Origin of the sequence: Mycoplasma leonicaptivi ATCC 49890, assembly GCF_000622205.1 — a bacterium.
Lineage (GTDB): Bacteria > Bacillota_I > Bacilli_A > Mycoplasmatales > Metamycoplasmataceae > Mycoplasmopsis > Mycoplasmopsis leonicaptivi.
The window spans coordinates 12390-31695 of sequence record NZ_JHWE01000006.1; the positions used below are offsets into that span (position 1 = coordinate 12390).

The window sequence follows — 19306 nt, forward strand, 5'->3', positions numbered from 1 at the left end:
AATCAATCTTCAAATATTCATAAAATTCTTTAATATTTTTAATCTGTTTTTAAAATGTATTTCATAAATGGTGTTTTCTATAACTGGTAAAAAGAAATTATCATTTCTTTTTTTATACATAATCAAAACTTCATTAAATAAATTTAATGTACTATTATAATCATAAGGCGTTTGTTGTTGCGCAATAAACCTTCAATAAAAAATTTCATTTTCTCTTGTAAAATAATTAGTTTTAATGTTTGGAAAAGCATAATCACCATTATCAAACAATTTTTTGTATAAAAAGTTATTTGATAACTTAAAATATATAAATCTTGTTTTTGATGCAACTGTTGAACAAATAATTGCATCAAAACATAAATAAAATAGTATATAGCAAAAATTCATTAAACTTATTATTCAGTGAACAATACCAAGATAATAAAATATATTAATATAATATTTTATTCTAGTATTATCTCCATAATAAGAAATCCAAAATAACATTGATAAACCAAACATTAATAAACAAAAAACAAGAGCAAAATTTCTAAAAATATCAAATTTAAATTCACTTGATCTAAGATTTCTTGTTTTAAGATATCAAATAGCAGAATATTCATTTTTTACCAAATATTTAGGACTTACTTTCATCTTCATTTTTAAATGCTTTTTCTTATTAATTTTTGGAAAAAATAAAAGTAAAAAAAGTGATCACAATAAATTTATTATAAAGATTATTGTTGGTGCAATAAAAATCATTAGTTATTCGTTTAGAGTGTGTATTTTATACTCTACCTTTCTTTACACAAACATTTTTTGAAGCAATGTTGTTTTAATATTTTGCAGTTTTTCAAGTTTTTGCTTGTTTAGTTTAATGACGTTATCAAGAGTTGTGAAGAGCTTTGCGATTTTTTGTTGTTCAAGAAGGTTTGTTGTAAAAAATATTTCAATATTTTTTAATCTGAATAAAGGTATTGCTGCTATTGTACCAATAGTCACATTTGTTTCTACTTCTTTTTTAAAATAATCGGTATTTAAAAGATAATAAACAAACTCTAAATCAAAATTATTATTTAAAATGATACCTAAAATTCCTTGTTTTGAGCATAATTCGATTTTATTTATTGAAACATTACCAATGGTTGCTCCATTTGAATAAAGAATAGAATTTTTTGGTATAAGTCATGTAGAAGAGTTTCTAAATCCTTTTTCAGTAATCTTTGATTTTGTTTTAAAAATATATTTGTCATTTGTTTCTTCTATTTTTGCAAATGGTATTGAACCAAAATTATAATTATTTTTGTTTTTTGTATCAGGAGTCGAACCTTCTTTTGCAAAAATATAAATATTTTTAAATTCTGTTTTTTCTCACTCGCCCTCAAACTCTTCAAACCTAATTTTTGGAACTAAATTGTCTTTATCAGCAAACATTTTTTGCAATAATTCTTTTTTTACATTTTCAAGTTTTTGAATTTTTTGATTTTGACTTCAAATTTGATCATCTATACTTCTAAATAATGTTCCTATTTTTTGTTGTTCTTTAATATCTTTTGTTATAAATAATTCAATATCATAAATTTTACCAAGATTAATTTTTGGAGGTACTGCATCAGTTAAAGATAAATCATTAATTGATTTTTGAGTATTATTATTTTTTATCAAATTTGATAAAAAATCACTATCAATATCTTTATTTGGTTTTATTAAAGCAAGTGAAACATAATATGCAAAATCTCTATTTTCTTTTATAACATTTGTAGTCCCCACATCACCTATTCTTGTCATTAGAATATCATTATATTCTGGTTTGGTTTTATATTTGGTTTGAAAATCTTTTTGTGAAATATATTTATTTGTTTTTAAATCTTTAATGTTTTCTACTGATAAAAACTTCACACCATATTTTGTATAATTAGGTGTTTCGTGTATTCCATCGTAAATATTTGATACTTCTTTAAGCGTTTTAAATTCTCAATCGTTTAAATAACCTTCAAATCTAATCTCTGGCCTAAGTTTATTTTTTGGCATACAACCTCCTTATTTTGAAAATTATAAAAATGTATAAAACTTTTATGCTGTTTTCCAACATAAAAGTTTTGTTTATATTATTTATTAAATATTGAAATTAATTCTTGTAAACCTAATAAATCTGACTCTTCAAACGTTTTTAGTTCACTAAACATTTTTGCAAGATCAATTTCTTGTTCTTTAATATTTTTGTTAATACTATTAAATGTATCTTTGTATTTATCAGATAATGTTTCAATTTTAGCAACATATTCTTCAATTATTTCTGTACTTTTTCTTGAAATGTTTTCAACAATATCATGAGATCATTTTTCAATTAATAAATCAATAAATTCAGATTCAGTTAAATTATTGTACTTTGCAAGTGATTCAGAAGTTGTTCTTAACTCTATTTCTTTAACTTCTTTTTTAAGATCAGCAATATTTGTATATGCTTGTAAAACTAAAATAGATTTTTGTTCAATTGATTCTTGATCAAATTTTGCTTTGGATTTTTTAAGTTCTTTAACAAATTTTTCTAACTCTTTTTTATCAAAACCATTTTCACTAAATATTGATAATGATTTATGTTCTTCATCAATGTTTTCAAAAACATCATTTATGTATGATTCTTTTTCTTCAACAGCATCATTTAAAGTAGTTATTTTGTTTAAATTATCTTTAAAGAAGAAGTTTGTAATTAACTCTTTTGAAATAAGGTGTGATTCTCAATTAGTAGGTTGACCTTTTTTATCTAAAGTAACTGAAAGTTCTTTTTCAAGAATTTCTTGCATTGAAATGTTGTTTTCATCATTCTTTTTATAGTTTGTAATTAACTCAACGTCATTATTAAGTTTTTCAATATTGTTTACAACAATTTGATAAAGATCATATTTATCAATTAAAGCAAGATCAGGTATTTGATTAAATACAAGATCACAAAGTAAATCATTAAATTTAGTAACAGATGTTTGTGCTATTTGATTAATAGATTTAAAGTTTGTTTGAATAAATTTACGAATTTGTTGTGCTACATTTTTAAATGTTTCAAAATAAGCAAGTACTTGTGAATTTTGCAATACTGTGTTTCTGATTTGCTCATCTTGTGAACTTAAAATTTCAAAATAGTTATGTTTTTTTTCTTTTAATAATGATTGCTTTACTTCTGGAAAAACATTTCAAAATTCATTGTATTGACTAACTTCTTTTACAGAAATACCACCAAACATTGTTGAATATAAATCATATGATTCTGGTTTTGCAAAGTTATCAATATATCTTGATATATTTAAATTGTAATCATTATTTCTAATTTCATCTAATGAAACAATTTTTGAAAAACCATTAATTTCTGTTTTATTATTAACAGCATCAACAATTCTTTTAATGTGTGATGCTTCAAGTCTGTTTTGTTTTCCATCTTTTATAAAAAGTTTTGATGCATCGATAAATTGAATATTTGAATTATCTCTTCTTTTCTTAATAACCATTATGATTGTTGCAATATTAGTACCATAAAATACATTGGCAGGAAGACCAATGATTGCTTCTATTTGTCCTTTTTCAATTAACATCTTACGAATATTTTTTTCTGAGGATCCTCTGAATAAAACACCATGAGGTAAAACAATAGTCATAATTCCATTTGAATTTAAATGGTATAAATCATGTAATAAAAAGGCATAATCTGCTTTTGTTTTTGGTGCTAAACCATATTCTGCATACCTTGGATCTGTTAATTGATTAGTTGGATCTCAATGTTGTGAATAAGGAGGATTAGATACAACAGCATCAACACTTGTAAATTGATATGTTGTTAAGTCGTTATCTTTAAAAAATGGTCAATCTTGTTTAAGAGTATCACCACATCTTACATTAATATCAATTGGCGAGATATTATTCATAATTAAGTTCATTCTTGTAATATTGAATGTAACTGGATTTAATTCTTGTGCATAATATGTTACAGGACTTGATCCATGATTGTATTTTTTAAATGCTTCACCAATAGTTAATAATAATGAACCTGAACCAGATGTTGGGTCATATACTTTGATTTTGTCTTTATCTTTTAAGTGGTGTGCTACAATTTGAGCCATTAAAACAGAAATTTCATGCGGTGTATAAAATTCTCCGGCTGTTTTTCCAGCACTAGATGCGAATTTACTAATTAAAAACTCATAAATATAACCTAAAACATCATAACTTTGTTTGTTAATTGGAATATCATCAATAACATCCATTAATTTAACTAAACGTTTTGTTTGCTCCGATGGTGTTGAACCTAATTTGCTTAATTCATTTTCAAATGAAAAGAAAATACCTTCATACAATTCTCTTCTATCTTGTGCTAAACTTCTGTTAAACTCAATAACCGCTTCACTTAACATTGAAACATTAAAAGTATTATTTTTTTTAAATTCATCACTTGTTCATGTTTGATATAAATATCTGTAAGGAATAAAGTATCCACAATATTGAGTTTTAATTTCGTTAATGTATTGTAAAACTTGCTCTTTATTTCTAAGACCAGTATTATCAAAATCAACTTCATCTCATTTTACGTTTGTATCAAAATATTTAAAATCCTCTTCATCGATTTCAAATCTTTTCATTTCTTCAATTTGTTTTTGTGATAAGAATTTATAAAAAATTAAACCTAAAATATAATTCTTATATTCATAAGAATCTATCCCGCCTCTTAACTGATTAGCAGAGTCTCAAATCTTTCCTGCTAATTCTTGCTTTGAAATTTTTTTATTATTATTTAAACTATTATTTTCTTTCTTTGCCATAATCACCTTTTAACTTCCTCATTTATATATGTTAATTACTAAAATGTATTTAATTACTCAATTATATATTAAATTTTTTGCTAAAACTTTATTTTTTAAAAATTTCAAAACAAAATGACAAAAAACACAATAAAAATATTGTGTTTTAAGATTAGAGTTCTATCATTTCAAATTTATTTGGATTCTTTTGAATTTCTTTTTCTAGTTTCTTTTTAAATGAATTTTCATTATTATTTGTTTCATAACCAAAATAATCATAATCTTGTGAAGCAAGTAATCCAAATCCATATGAACTATCTGGAATATTTTGCATAAATAATGCTACCATATTCATATTTTCATCAAAAACAAGTGAACCCGAACCACCGGAGATTAAATCATATTCAGCACCATTTATTAAATCATCACTCATAACAAAAGATCTAAATCTTCCGTATTTAGCAAATTCGTGTGCTTGATCATTTAATGTTACTTCTTCTATTCTATTAATTATATGCTCTCTAAAACGTCTTCCTGAATAACCTGAATGAGCATCAATTGGAAAACTTGCGATATAAAATTGCACTAAATCACCATCATTTAAATATTTGGTTTTTTCACTTAATTTAAGTTGTGTAAGATTTTGTCACTCATTAAAATAAGCTAAGATTTTTTGATTGTTTTCTTGTTTTGCTTTATCAACAATTGGTTTTATATCAATAATATTTATTGATATATCTGCATCATTGATATTTTGCGCATTATTTGGTTTTGAACCATCTCTTTTATTTTGATTAAATGATTGTCAAAAATTAAATTCAAATCAAGATTTTTCAACATCAATCGAAATATCATTAGCTGGTATTGAGACTTTTTGATCATCAAAATCTGGAATTATAACTTTATTTGGAAATTGACCACTTGTTCATCTTGATGATAAAATATCTGAAACGTGTCTATTAGTAATAAAATAATATAATGAAGAATTAGGATCGCTTGGTTTTACTTTACCAAGCATTGTAGAAGTTCCTCCACCAACAACAAAAACTCTTTTTCTAATTTCATCAAATAACCCTTGTGAGTTTTGTTCTGTAATTCTTTTTCCATTTGGATGTTGTAATTTTGAATCCAAAGAATACATTTGTTGATTTGTTGTTAAGTGTGCAAATAAAGAATTAGTTTTTTGCATATTATTATTTAAATTAACGTGTTTATCTTTATTTTTTTCTGTTGTATAACTAAAATCAAAAAGAGTACCATACTTACTTAAAACTATTGAATTATTTAAGTTTATATCATCAAATGAAAGTTTGTTAAAAGGTGCTTGTTGAGACGGTTTTAATTGAATTTTTAAAATGTTATTTTGTAATGAAATTTTTTGTTCAAATAAATTGGATTCAGTATTTGTTCATGTACCTTCTGGATATTCAATTACATTACTAATATCAATTGATATTTTTTGTGTTTTGAAAGTTGGATTTTGAGTATTTTGAGTTTGATATTTTATTGGAAAAATTACATTTAAAGTTTTTGATTTAAGACCACTGTCAATTAATGACTTAATATTTTTTTCAATGTAAAAAATATTATCCTGAATTTTTAATTCGTTGTCTTGAATATAAGAAATAAGGTTCTTTTTAACAACTTTTGTATATTTTTCACCCTCTTTAAATCAAACATATAAATCTGGAAGTTGTTTAAGTAATTCATATTTTTTTAATTGTCTAAAATGAGTATTTCTTGTAGAAAAATCTTGTTTATAAGGATTAAATCATTTTGGAAATTCTGTTGTTGTAAGCTGGGTAGTATTAGTTAAATAACTATACACTTTATCCATTTCTGTATTAAAGTAAGTATCAACAATTTGGATGTTATTACTATTACCTTCTAAAACAACATTTTGAGGAAATTCTTCACGATCAAAAATATCTTTTGGATTTTTAATATTCCCTTGAACAGTTAATGCTAAATTTTTTGGATCAATAATATCTGGATAAACAAAGTCACTAACTATTTCTTGTTTTGTTTCTGTTGAATTATTTGTTTGTGATGATTCTGTATCTTTAGTATTTTGATTATTTATTGGTGTATTAGTAGAATTATCTTTTGAAGTATCCTTTGGTGTATTATCTGATCCATTATTATCTAAAACATCTTTTTTATCTGGATTTTGTTGAGTTTGATCATTAACATTATTTTGTGAATTATCAAGACTATCTTTTGTTTCATTATTTAATTGATCATTCTTTAAATTATCTTTTTCATTAGATATATTTTCATTTTGGTTTTCTGATTGGTTTGGTGTACTTTGAACTTCTTTTTTACAAGAAACAACAATACTTGTACATGAGAGAGATGTTAATAATATACTTGATAAATATTTAATTTTTTTAAACTTCATTATACTCCTTACATTTGATTATTATATTACTAATCAAAAAAAGCAATAAAAAAATTGCCGAAGCAATATATGGGGCGGTCGACGGGATTCGAACCCGCGAATGACGGGACCACAACCCGCTGTGTTAGCCACTTCACCACGACCGCCATAAATATAAAAGATATTATAAAATATTTTTTAATTTTTTGAAAATATTTTTTAATTTTTGTTAAAAACTTGGTGGAGGTAACGGGAGTCGAACCCGTGTCCACATATAAATTGATATATAATTCTACAGTTTATGTTATTTTATAAGCAATGTGAAGAAAAATAACCAAAACATACAACATTGTTTAGTTTAATTTCGTATTTAAGACAACTACCTTTAAATACTATCCTCTTAAAGCCTGTTTTATAAATTAAGGAGATTTATAAAACAACTATTATTTATAAATTAAGCAAATAATAGATTTGATTGGTTGAAGAATACTGGATTAACAGTAACTTCTTCTTTTTTGTTATCTTTTCCGTTTAAAAAAGCCTAGTAGAAATTATAGTCTTCCACACTACTGCAATATATATAAACCCATACATGTCGAAACCATTATACCCCCTAATAAAATTTAAGAGTATCTTTTATTCTTTTTTGTGTTTCTTCTTTTGCTATTTTTTGTCTTTTATCATATTTTTTTAAACCACGAGCAAGACCAATTTCTACCTTTAAAAGTGATTTATTGTTAAAATACACTTTTAAAGGTATTAATGTTACTTGTTGAGCATCTAAAATTTGTTTTAACTTACGAATTTCAAACTTGTTCATTAAAAGTTTTCTATCTCTTGTTTCATCACATTTTACATTCATATATTGTTTAAAAAAAGCTTCTTTTAAATACATTTCATTTTTATAAATTGAACAAAAAGCATTATTAATAGTTATTGATGAAGCACGAGCACTTTTGATTTCTCAACCTAAAAGTTGTATCCCTGCCTCATATTTATCAAGAATTTCATAATCATGATATGCTTTTTTGTTATTTGAAACAATTTTCATAAGTAAATATATTTTATAATATTTTTATTTTTAAACTTCTTAAAAAGATATAAAAAATAAAAATATTTTTTTGTTATAAAAAATTGTGTGCTATAATTATTTTCGCAAGTAGCAATAGCAAGAGTGTTCACCTGATTCCATTCCGAACTCAGTAGTTAAGCCTCTTAACGCCGACGATAGCCTAACGGTGAAAATAGGAAGCTGCTTCTTTTTTTATATTTTTTCAAAAAAGTGCTTTTTAGCACTTTTTTCTTTATTCTTTTTTAATCAAAATAATATAATTAAAGAAAAGTGTTAGGAGTAATAGAGATGAGAGAGAGAGAGAGAGAGAGAAGACCGCAAATTAGATTTGAAGGGTTTGAGAGCGAGTGAGAAAAAGAGAAAATAGATGATGTTTCCAAAATTTATGGTGGAATTAATATAAAAGACAAAAAACACCTTAATATTGGAAATAATTATTTTATAGATTATTTAAATGTTTTTAATAATACTTTTGTTGATTTAAACAAATATAGAAAATTTTTAAAAACTAGAGAAGAAAACAAATTAATAACAGGTGATGTCCTTTTAACAGTTTCTTCTGAAACACCAGAAGAGGTTGCCACATCTTCTGTCTTTATAAATAATTCTATTAATAAAAATAAAGATTTTTATTTAAACAGTTTTTGTTTAATTTTAAGGTTTAATGATTTAACAAATTTATCCCCACATTATTTAGGATATTTTTTTAGATCTAATTTTTTTAGAAAGCAGGTGCTAATAGGGGCGCAAGGCATATCAAGGTATAATATTAATCAAAAATATATTAAGTCTAGTTTGTTGCTTAAACCCAAATTATCTGAACAACAAAAAATCGCAAAACTCTTCACAACTCTTGACAATGTTATAAAATTAAATAAGCAAAAACTTGAAAAACTGCAAAATATTAAAAAAGAATTACTTCAAAAAATGTTTGCAGATAAAAATAATTTAGTTCCAAAAATTAGGTTTAAAGAGTTTGAGAGCGAGTGAGAAAAAATATGTTTGAAAGATTATTGTGAATTTTTAAGCGGAAAAGGACTTAGTCTTGAAGAAGTAAAAAAATATGGATTTGTAAAATGCATACATTACGGTAGCTTATATACTGATTATGGAATGATCATAAAAGAAGTTATTCATAAAACTAAATCTATAAAAAATAATTCATTTTTTAGTCAATATGGAGATGTTTTAATACCTGCTTCTGATACCACACCAACAGGTTTAGCAAGAGCATCAAGTGTTTTAGAAAAAGATGTTTTAATTGGTGGTGATATTAATGTTATTAGACCCAATAAAAGTATATTATTAGGATCATTTCTTTCTCTTAATATAAATTATAATAAACAAAAATTAATTCCATTAATAAAAGGTACATCAGTTAAACATATACATAATTCAGATATTAAAAATATTGAAATATTTTTTACAAATAATCTCGATGAACAACAAAAAATCGCAAAACTCTTCACAACTCTTGACAATGTTATAAAATTAAATAAGCAAAAACTTGAAAAACTGCAAAATATTAAAAAAGAATTACTTCAAAAAATGTTTGTGTAAAGGAGAATATGAATAATAATTTTAACAACGAAAGATCATTCGCAGACGCATTTATAGATTATTTAATTGAACACGGATGGTCTGGTTTTGCTGAAACAGCATTTCAAAATACAAATGATATAAAAACATATAATCAAACTCATAAAGTTGTCTTAAAAAATGTAACTGAAAAAGATTTGATTCAAAACTGACAATCAATTCTTTTTCATAACAATAAAGATGTATTAAATCACTTACCATTAACTGATACAGAAATGGAACAAATTATAACTAAAATCAATCAAATGAGTTCCATTTCATTAATTAATGAAACGTTAATAGGTGGATATATAGAAATCCAAAGAGATAATCCACAAGATGTAGAAAGATATGGTAAAAAAGTTTTATTAAATATCTTTAATAGACACGATGTTGGTGCTGGAAAAAGTGTTTATCAAATAGCAAATGAAGTTGAACTTCCAAATGATGTTTTAAAAAAAAGAAGAGCAGATATAATGCTTTTAATTAATGGTATTCCATTAATTCATATTGAATTAAAAAATTCTAATCATGCCGCATCAGAAGCAATTCAGCAAATTTCAACATATCATAAAAATAATTGCTATAAAGGTATTTTTGCAATGGTTCAAATGTTAGTAGCTTTAAAACCAGAAAAAATGCTTTATATGCCAAATACCAAAAATAATGCAAAAATTAAAGAGTCATCTTTTGTAGAATGATTTGATTTTCAAAATCAACAAATCAAAGATTGAAGAAAAATAGTTAATAATTTTTTCTGTATTCCAACAGTACACAGAATCATTGCAGACTCTACAGTTTCTGATTCTTCTGATGGGGAATTAAAAATCTTACGTAGTTATCAATATCATGCTATAAATAAGATTTATATGAATATGTCAAGAGAAGATTTTTGAGGTCAAGAATCACATCAAAGTAAAAAAGGTGGTTATGTTTGACACACAACTGGTTCAGGTAAAACTTTAACTAGTTTTAAACTTGCTCAATTATTACTTGAATGACATAAAGCAGATATTGTTGTTTTTTTAGCAGATAGAGATGAATTAATTAAACAAACACAAATTGAATTTGGTAATTTTGCAGAATCAGGAACTCAAATAGAAGTTATAAATATCGAAGGAACTGCATTTAATTTATTTAATGAAATATATAAAAGTTCAAACATTAAAAAGTTAATTATTACTTCCATCCAAAAACAAAAAAATATTAATGAATCTTTAATTGATTATAAAAAACTAGCAAAAGCAAATAGTAAAAGAATTGTATTTATTTTTGACGAAGCACATCGAAGTACTTCTGGAAAAATGTATTTAGATATTACTAAAACATTTAATAATTCAATTGTTTATGGTTTTACTGGTACTCCGTTATTTAAAGAAAATGCGAAAAATGATTTAGTAACAAACAATATATTTGGCGATTTAATTCATAGTTATACTATTAAAGATGGAATCAAAGATAAAAAAGTTTTACAATTTCACATTGATTATGTTTTTGAAGAAAATTTATATTTATTTTATATTATTCTCAACTCAGATCAAAATCAAAATCTTTTAATTGGAAACACTGTACAAGAAAAATATGATTACTTTTTAAAAAATAAAACAAAAATACAAAAATTAAGACCTGAGTTTTTTGTAGAATATCAACAATTAAGTGAAGCACTTGATGCAAACGCACAAGAAAATATTGAAATTGAAAAAGAATTAGAAAGTTTTGGTTTTTATAAACTAAAAGCATATAAAGAATTTGTTGTTAAAAATATTTTAAAAAATTGATTATCCAAAAGTTCTGGTCAAAAATTTAGTGCAATTTTTGCTACTTCTTCAATTCAAGATGCAATTGAATACTACAAAATCTTTAAAGAATCAAAATCAGATTTTGGATTACAAGATTTAACAATCACAACTCTTTTTGATCCATCCATTGATGTTACAGAAACATTTGATAAAACTTTTGATAAAAAAACCGCATTAAATGAAATAATAACTGATTATAATCAAACATTTAAAACTAATTGAAGTTTAGAAGATCCAGCTGAATTTAAAGTTGATTTATCTAATAGGTTAGCTCGTAAAGCAAATCATATTAATGTTAAAGAAGGTGAAAGACTAGATTTATTAATTGTTGTAAATCAAATGCTTACAGGTTTTGATTCTAAATACTTAAATTCAATTTATTTTGATAAAAAAATTGAATTTGAAAATTTAATTCAAGCAATTTCAAGAACAAACAGGATTTTAGATGATACTAAACCTTTTGGAAATGTTGTATTTTATAAAAAACCAAATACAATGAAAAGTAATTTAAAAGAAGCTTTTAGATTATATGCTGATTCTAATCTTGCAGTAATTGAAGCAAACAATATAGAATGATTTTTAAATCGTATAAATGAAAGTTATACTAAAATTAAAGAAATATTTGAAATAAAATGAGGTGTTAATGATTTAGGAACGATTCCGGATGTTGAAAAAGGTGATAAAGAATTTAATGAGTTTTACATTGAATCAAAATCAGTTTTAAACGAAATATACAAAATTGATAAACATCTTAATTCTGCAAAAATTTTAGGTTTTGATTGAAATAATATTGAATATGATGATTTAATTAAGTTTAACAAGCACATACATAATAAATTAAAGGCTAGATTTAATGATTTAAGTATTTGAGTGATAAATAATAAAAGTGATAATGAATCATGTATTGAAGAGCAAGATGAGCAAGATTTATATGTTAAAATTAATGAATATTCATATACTAAAACCACAGAAATTGCTGACTTAAATTATATTAATGAATTATTAATTAAATACTCTTATAAAGTTAATAATAATGATAAAGATCAAAATCTTAAAAATCAAATCCAAGAATTAATTAAAGTGCTACCTAAAAAATTACAAGTGGTTGCTAATAAACTTCTTGATGATATATCAAATAAAATGCAATTGGATGAAAACTTTAATCTTAGAACGTATATTGAAGATTATTTACATAAAGAAAAAAATGCAAGAATTTTGAACATATCAAACATTTTTGGAGTCAATAAACAAGACTTATTATCAATAATTAATAGTAATGATCATATTAACATAAATGGAAGATTTGATAATTTATTACATCAAATTAAAAATGAAACAAGTGTTAAAGAATATATTGCTACTTTATGGAATGAAAATCCTAAAAAAATAAAACGAGCAGATTTTAACATTGTTTTAAAAGATTTTATTTTAAAAGAAAGAAAACAGTAGTTTTCCTATCTTTCCCAGTTAACATATATTTTACAAAATAATTTGTCTTTATTTTTAGATTTCTATATATGTATATATACATATATAGATTTTTAAAACAAAAAAATATTTTTTTACTTGTTTTTACTTGTTATTTTGGTATAATAAAAGAATGAAATTAATGCTTTACAATTCAAGTGGTAAAAACAAAACAGTTTATAAAAATATTGGTTATTTTGATAACAGTGGTTCATATCGAAAAAACATTAAAATTTTAGGGTTAGGTAATTCAAAAATTCTTGAAGAGAAAAATCCTGAATATGAAAGTATCATAAAATCACTAATAACAAATTATGATGAAAAAGTTGATGTTGTTTATTTAAAATCAAAAATAGAACAAGCATTGAATCAAAAACAAACTAGTTGAAAAACAAAAAACGCTGCAATAGAATTAATTATGAATTTTATTGATGAACACAATATTTTTGAAAGTATCAACGTGGGAAAACATAAAGGTATGAAAGAAATTTTGTGTTATCAAATATCTAAAAGAATTTCAGAACCACAAAGTATTTTTCAAAACTTTTTAAATAGAAATGAAAATATTTACGAACTAGATTATTCTAAAAATAGTTTTTATAGAATGTTTGATGTATTATTAAAAAGTAAAAACAAAATTTTAAAAAAGATCAATGAAATAAATAACAAAAAACCGGATATAAACGATAAAAACATCATGTTTTTTGATTCAACTACAATTTATTTTGAAAGTTTTACAAAAGATGGTTTAAAACATCCGGGATATTCAAAAGATGGAAAATTTAAAGAAGATCAAATTGTTTTAGCAATGGCTTGTGATACAAATGGAATACCTATTCACTATAAAGTATTTGTTGGAAATACTGCTGATGTTAAAACATTAATACCTTTTATATCAGAAGTAAAAGATTTATATCCAAACAAGAAAGTTATTGTTGTTTCTGATAGAGGTATGAGTTCTGCTGAAAACATTAAGTTTTTAGAGAAAAATAAAATTGATTACATAATTTCTTATCGTGCAAAAGTAGCAAGCAAAAAATATAAAGAATATCTTTTACAAGAAAGTGATTACATTTGAATACATCCAACTTTTAAATTAAAAGAAAAAGAATCAGCAGTTGCTCATAGAAAGTCTGAAAATGTTGTTTATAAAAGAAAACAAGTTATAACATGAAGTCAATCAAGAGCATTTATGGATAAAAACAAAAGAGAAAATGAAATTAATAACTTTATAAAAAATCAAGACAAAAAAGGTCGTGTAAATGTTAAAAAAATGATTGGTTTTTCTAAATCTAAATACTTCAAAAATCTTGGTGATTCAATTTTTGTTTTAGACGAAGAAAAAGTCAGAAAAGATGAAGAATTTGATGGTTATTATGTTTATGAAACATCTCTTATAAATTTACCAGCACTTGATGTTGTTGATATTTATGCTATGCAGTGAAAAATAGAAGAAAACTTTAGAACATTAAAAAACACCCTATCAATTAGACCAATGTACGTTTATACAGATAATCACATTGAAGGTTATATTTTATTTTCTTTCTTAACATTATTTATTTTTAGATATCTTTCATATAAAATCAAAGAATTTTACAAGAACAATGGAGTTATTCAAAAAATAACTGATGATAGTATGGTCGATGTTTTTCGAAATATGGAATACATAGTTGAAGAAAACAATTTTACAAAAACAAATATTCAAAAATTTAAATCAGAGAATGAATTATCGAAGATTTCTTGAAGTGTTTATAATGATTATTATAAATACATAAAAAGTAACAAGTAAATTTTAAATTAAAAAACTTTTAACACTGTATTATAGTGCTAAAAGTTTTTTTTACCTTAGTTAACTGGGAAACATGGGAAAAAAATAAAACTCACAAAAGTGGGTTTTATTTAAACTTAAATTCATCAGGTATAGTATTTAAACCATCTTTAAACAAATAAGTTTTAACGTTTGAATTACCATATAATTTTTGCATTTCAGCAACATATGATGAATTTTGATCTTTACCAGTTCCGTAAATTGCATCATATTGAGGAATATTATATGAACCAAAGGCACCATTTAAATCTTTTCCAACAGACCTTACAGAAACACCAGTTGAAACATAACTTAAACTAAATCCAGTTGTTATTAGTCCCATTAATTTATTATCTTGATTTCTTAATGAAGAACCAGAAGCACCACCACCAATATTATAATTTTTCATAGCATAACCTAAGCCAGCATTATAATAAGGTTTTGCATCATCTTTTGAAATATAAATTGATGAATCTAAAATTGGATGAGTTAAAAATCTATCAAATACTCCTCTTTTATCTTTAAAAGTTGTTAATATGTTTGAATGTGATAATCATCCACCATATTTATTTTTTTCATCACCTTGTTGGAATTTATTATAAATGCTTGCATCTTTATTAAATCATAATGAAAAACTTGAGGTTTTTCCTGAGTATTGAGCAGAGTCCTTATATACATCTAAGAAGAAATCATCAAATCCTTTACTTGTTGATTTTGGATAAGAAACAGCATAAATACTATCAAGTTCAGATCTATCTTTTTTATTAGGTTGATCTTTAATTAAAGGAGCGTCAATTTTATCATAGTTTGATAAATAGTCATAATTGGCAAATTTTAACTTATCATCATCTTTTAAGTTTGCATAATTATTAGTTGCTTTTTTAGCAAATTCTTCTGGTGTCATTCCGTAAAGATTTTCAACTTTTGAAAAATCTACCTCAAAAATTGCAGCATCTAAAAAATCTTGTGAATTAGCAACAGCATTCGATGATATTTGTGTAGGATTAAATTTAAAAAAGTCTCTTCCATCTCAAATATTTTTATATGCTTTTGAACCAATTGTATAAGATTTAATATTAGGTTCAAAAGTTGTTGTTTTTAAAGCGTTTCCGATATAATCACCATTATCTTCTAATACTTTATAAGAAAAGAAAAATTCTCCATCACGTGTCATTCCATCTATAACATGATAATTAGTTATAAAATAAAATTTTGTTGGATATTTTGTGGGATCATCAGGTAGTTGATAATCTATGATAGAAGCAGTACCAGATTGACCATTTGTACTTCTTGCTGCGCCTTGTAAAAAGAAAAAATTTGTTGTATTATTAACAAGTTTTACTAATCTTTGTTTTGTTTCTTGTTTTAGTTGAGAACTATTATTTACTTTTGTAATAATTTTTTGTCTTTCTTGGTTAATTCATTGTGTATATAAAACATCTTCCTTGTTTTTATTGTTTTCATCTTTTTCACCTTGGTAATCAGCGATTAATTGTTCTTCAACGCTTTCTTTGAATTTTTTTCAAGTATCTTTATTTTTCTTGGCTTTTTCCCATGCTTTTTGTAATTCAACTTTTTTTGGAGTATCTTTTAAAAGATTAATTAGAGAACCTAAATCCAAATCTATTTCTAAAAGTTTTTTAATTTCAATTTGTTCATTGTTGTCGCCTGTTATGTCTCATTTTGTAAAATTTATATTATATGTTTGTTTTGCTATTTTAGAATATGTTTCATTAACAATTGTTCTTGCTAAACCGGTGTTTTCAAAATATTGTTTACCTAAATGATCAGTTCAATTATAAATTGCCGGATTAGCATTTGGTCTTATGTTAAGTTTTATTTCACCATTAACATATTCTGGTAAAGTAACACCTTTTGTATTTAATTGATCATAATCAGGAATATTTAATGAACTTAATTTGGAATTTATTTGATTCTTTTGTTCTTGTGTTATTTTTAAATCTCTTGCACCGATATTATTTTCAGCGCTTTGTTTAATCTTTTGTCAATCATGGTCAAATTGTTGGTTAATATCTAAATTTTTAAAATATTTTGTTAATTCATCATTTGTTACTTGTGGTCTTGCAAGACTTGGTTGAGGTTTTTGTTTTTTAAAACCACTTATTTGGTATGATTTTAAAATTTCGCCACTTTTTCCAAAAGTAACACCGATATTTAAAATACCTTTTTCATCATCGGATGTTTTACCAATGATTTCATATGTAATTTTTGGATCTTTTATTTCAAGCGAAAGTTCGCTTACAACTAATGTTTCGGGATTATTATTAGTTAATGAGGAAGCTAAAGTTTCTGATTTATCGTTATTTGTTAATCTTGAAATCTTAACTTCAAATAACTCATCAAGTGCCTTATCTTTAATAATTTCTTTTAATTCTTGTTCTGAATATGAAGTTTTTTCTTTATCTCAAACATTTGTTGTATTTGGATTTTGTGAAGAGTTGTTTTGTGTTTGAATTTTATTATCTCTCATTAACTCATTAATTGAATCATTGTTATTTTGTATTTGTTTTTTGTTGTTTTCCAAACTATTATTATCTAGATTCTTTATTTTTTCTTTTTCATCAGTTTTGTTTGTTGATGAACAATTTGTTGCCAAGAATGAAATAGCAATATTAGAGCAAATTAAAATTGGTCATTTTATTTTTTTAAACTTCATAAATTACCACCTTTATTAATAAATTTATTATATCAAATTTTGATAATCAAAACTTGATATAAAAATACTAAAATATAGCATTATATTTTTAAACCTTAAAATAAAAAAAGTTAAATTTTTAAATTTAACTTTTAAAAAGATCCAAAACCACTTAAATCTGTTGGAAAACTACCTGATTTAAATTTCTTAGCCATTTCAGACATTTTTTTAACCATAGCATCATAATCAGACATAAGTTTGTTAAATTCTTGTGCACTTCTTCCAGAACCTTTTATAACTCTTTCTTTTCTAGAAGCATTTCTTAATAATTTTGGATTATTTCTTTCTTTTTTAGTCATCGAAGACATTAAAACTTGATATATTTTTATTTTTTCTTCTGCTTTTTGAATTTGATCATCTGAAATTTTAGAACTTAAATTACCAGGTAGCATTTTTAAAATACTTGAAAATTTACCTAAATTTTTCACTTGTTTAATTTGCTCAAGTAAATCATCTAATGTAAACTCTCCAGATAGCATCTTGGTGAACATTTTAGTTGCTTTATCTTCATCGATATTTTCTTGTGCTTTTTCAATTAATGATAAAACATCACCCATACCAAGAATTCTATCTGCCATTCTATCAGGATAAAATAAATCAAGATTTGAAACCTTTTCTCCTGTACCAATGAATTTAATAGGTAAGTTTAAAATAAATCTTAAACTTAATGCAGCACCACCTCTAGCATCTGAATCAAGTTTTGTAATAATAGTTCCTGTTAAGTTAAGTTTATTATTAAACTGTGTTGCAACATTAATAATGTCTTGACCTGATAAGGCATCAGCAACAAAAAGAATTTCATTTGGTTTAGAAAGGTTCTTAACTCTTTGTAACTCATTCATAAGAGGTTCATCAACTGATAAACGACCAGCAGTATCAATTATAATTAAATCATTTCCATTATTTTTAGCATACTCTAAAGCGTTTTCTACTATTGAATCTACATCAATATTTACACCTTGCTCAAAATAATCAATTTGCACACTTTTTGCTAATGTAATAAGTTGTTCAACAGCAGCTGGTCTATAAATATCAGCAGCAACAACAAGTGGTTTTTCTATTTTTTTCTTTTTTCTTAAATAATATGCTAATTTAACTGTAGCAGTAGTTTTACCAGAACCTTGTAAACCAGTCATTAAAATTGTGTATGGTTTTTTGTTTATTTCTAATTCTTTAACCGATCCACCTAAAATATTAACAAGTTCTTCGTGCAAAATTTTAATAAAAAATTGTGATGGATTTAATTTTTTAAGATTTTGATCATTTAAAGCTTTTTCTTTAACATTATTAATAAATTCTTTTACAACTTTTAAATTAACGTCAGCTTCTAATAAAGCTATTTTAATATCTCTTGTAACTTCAAGAATATCTTCTTCTTTTAAAGATATTTTTTTAGACACTTTTTCAAGTGTTTTTTTCATTCTATTTTCTAAAAATCCTAACATATTTTTAAATTATACATTATTTGATTTTTTTGATTAGTATGAATTAGTGAGGTTAAGAAAATTTTGAAATAAATTTATATTATAAAAAGCTTAATTTATCTTTTCATCAATTAAAAAGTCACTATTCAAGTTTAAACTTGCTAGTGACATTTTAATTGATGAATTTACATAAAATAATCTACGCTTAAAGGGGGACACAGAAATGACACAGTTATTTCTGTGTTTTCTTTTATAAAACAAAAGGAAGGGGGAGGGGTATACCCCTCGGGCTTCGCCCAT

General features: G+C 24.3%; 9 protein-coding genes, 1 tRNA gene, 1 rRNA gene and 1 other RNA gene. 4 read left to right on the forward strand and 8 right to left on the reverse strand.

Going from position 1 to position 19306, the window contains the following annotated elements:
• Positions 1-783: 783 nt before the first annotated feature.
• The 6 genes from BU00_RS04865 to smpB all read right to left on the reverse strand — a co-directional run bounded on the left by BU00_RS04865 (position 784) and on the right by smpB (position 8194).
• Positions 784-2010, reverse strand: coding sequence for a restriction endonuclease subunit S (locus tag BU00_RS04865; protein ID WP_027120989.1), 1227 nt, complete (start codon positions 2008-2010; stop codon positions 784-786).
• 77 nt (positions 2011-2087) lie between these two features.
• Complete coding sequence (locus BU00_RS0100285; protein ID WP_051521823.1) at positions 2088-4784, reverse strand: type I restriction-modification system subunit M; 2697 nt, start codon at positions 4782-4784, stop codon at positions 2088-2090.
• 151 nt (positions 4785-4935) lie between these two features.
• Complete coding sequence (locus tag BU00_RS0100290) at positions 4936-7164, reverse strand: hypothetical protein (RefSeq protein ID WP_036458690.1); 2229 nt, start codon at positions 7162-7164, stop codon at positions 4936-4938.
• 70 nt (positions 7165-7234) lie between these two features.
• Positions 7235-7310: transfer RNA gene (locus tag BU00_RS0100295), tRNA-His, on the reverse strand.
• Positions 7311-7381: 71 nt separating this feature from the next.
• Positions 7382-7757: a transfer-messenger RNA gene (ssrA, locus tag BU00_RS04930) on the reverse strand.
• A complete protein-coding gene (smpB, locus tag BU00_RS0100300) occupies positions 7757-8194 on the reverse strand; it encodes an SsrA-binding protein (RefSeq protein WP_027120992.1) in 438 nt (145 codons plus the stop codon). Before smpB ends, ssrA begins: the two co-directional genes overlap by 1 nt.
• Before the next feature lie 104 nt (positions 8195-8298).
• Here smpB and rrf point away from each other — a divergent pair.
• From rrf to BU00_RS04340, 4 genes are all read left to right on the forward strand, one after another.
• Positions 8299-8404, forward strand: a 5S ribosomal RNA gene (rrf, locus tag BU00_RS0100305).
• A 99-nt stretch (positions 8405-8503) separates the two neighbouring features.
• A complete protein-coding gene (locus BU00_RS04935; protein ID WP_084477531.1) occupies positions 8504-9775 on the forward strand; it encodes a restriction endonuclease subunit S in 1272 nt (423 codons plus the stop codon).
• 8 nt (positions 9776-9783) lie between these two features.
• Positions 9784-13041 carry an HsdR family type I site-specific deoxyribonuclease gene (locus tag BU00_RS0100320; RefSeq protein WP_027120993.1) on the forward strand — a complete coding sequence of 1086 codons (3258 nt, stop codon included), beginning with the start codon at positions 9784-9786 and terminating at the stop codon, positions 13039-13041.
• Between the two features lie 151 nt (positions 13042-13192).
• Positions 13193-14848, forward strand: coding sequence for an IS1634 family transposase (locus BU00_RS04340; protein ID WP_084477532.1), 1656 nt, complete (start codon positions 13193-13195; stop codon positions 14846-14848).
• 106 nt (positions 14849-14954) lie between these two features.
• Here the strand turns inward: BU00_RS04340 and mip are convergent, their stop codons facing one another.
• Positions 14955-17543 (reverse strand): Ig-specific serine endopeptidase MIP, encoded by a 2589-nt coding sequence (gene mip / locus BU00_RS0100330; RefSeq protein ID WP_027120994.1) that lies wholly within the window; start codon positions 17541-17543, stop codon positions 14955-14957.
• A 131-nt stretch (positions 17544-17674) separates the two neighbouring features.
• A complete protein-coding gene (ffh, locus tag BU00_RS0100335; protein ID WP_027120995.1) occupies positions 17675-19027 on the reverse strand; it encodes a signal recognition particle protein in 1353 nt (450 codons plus the stop codon).
• Positions 19028-19306: the final 279 nt, after the last annotated feature.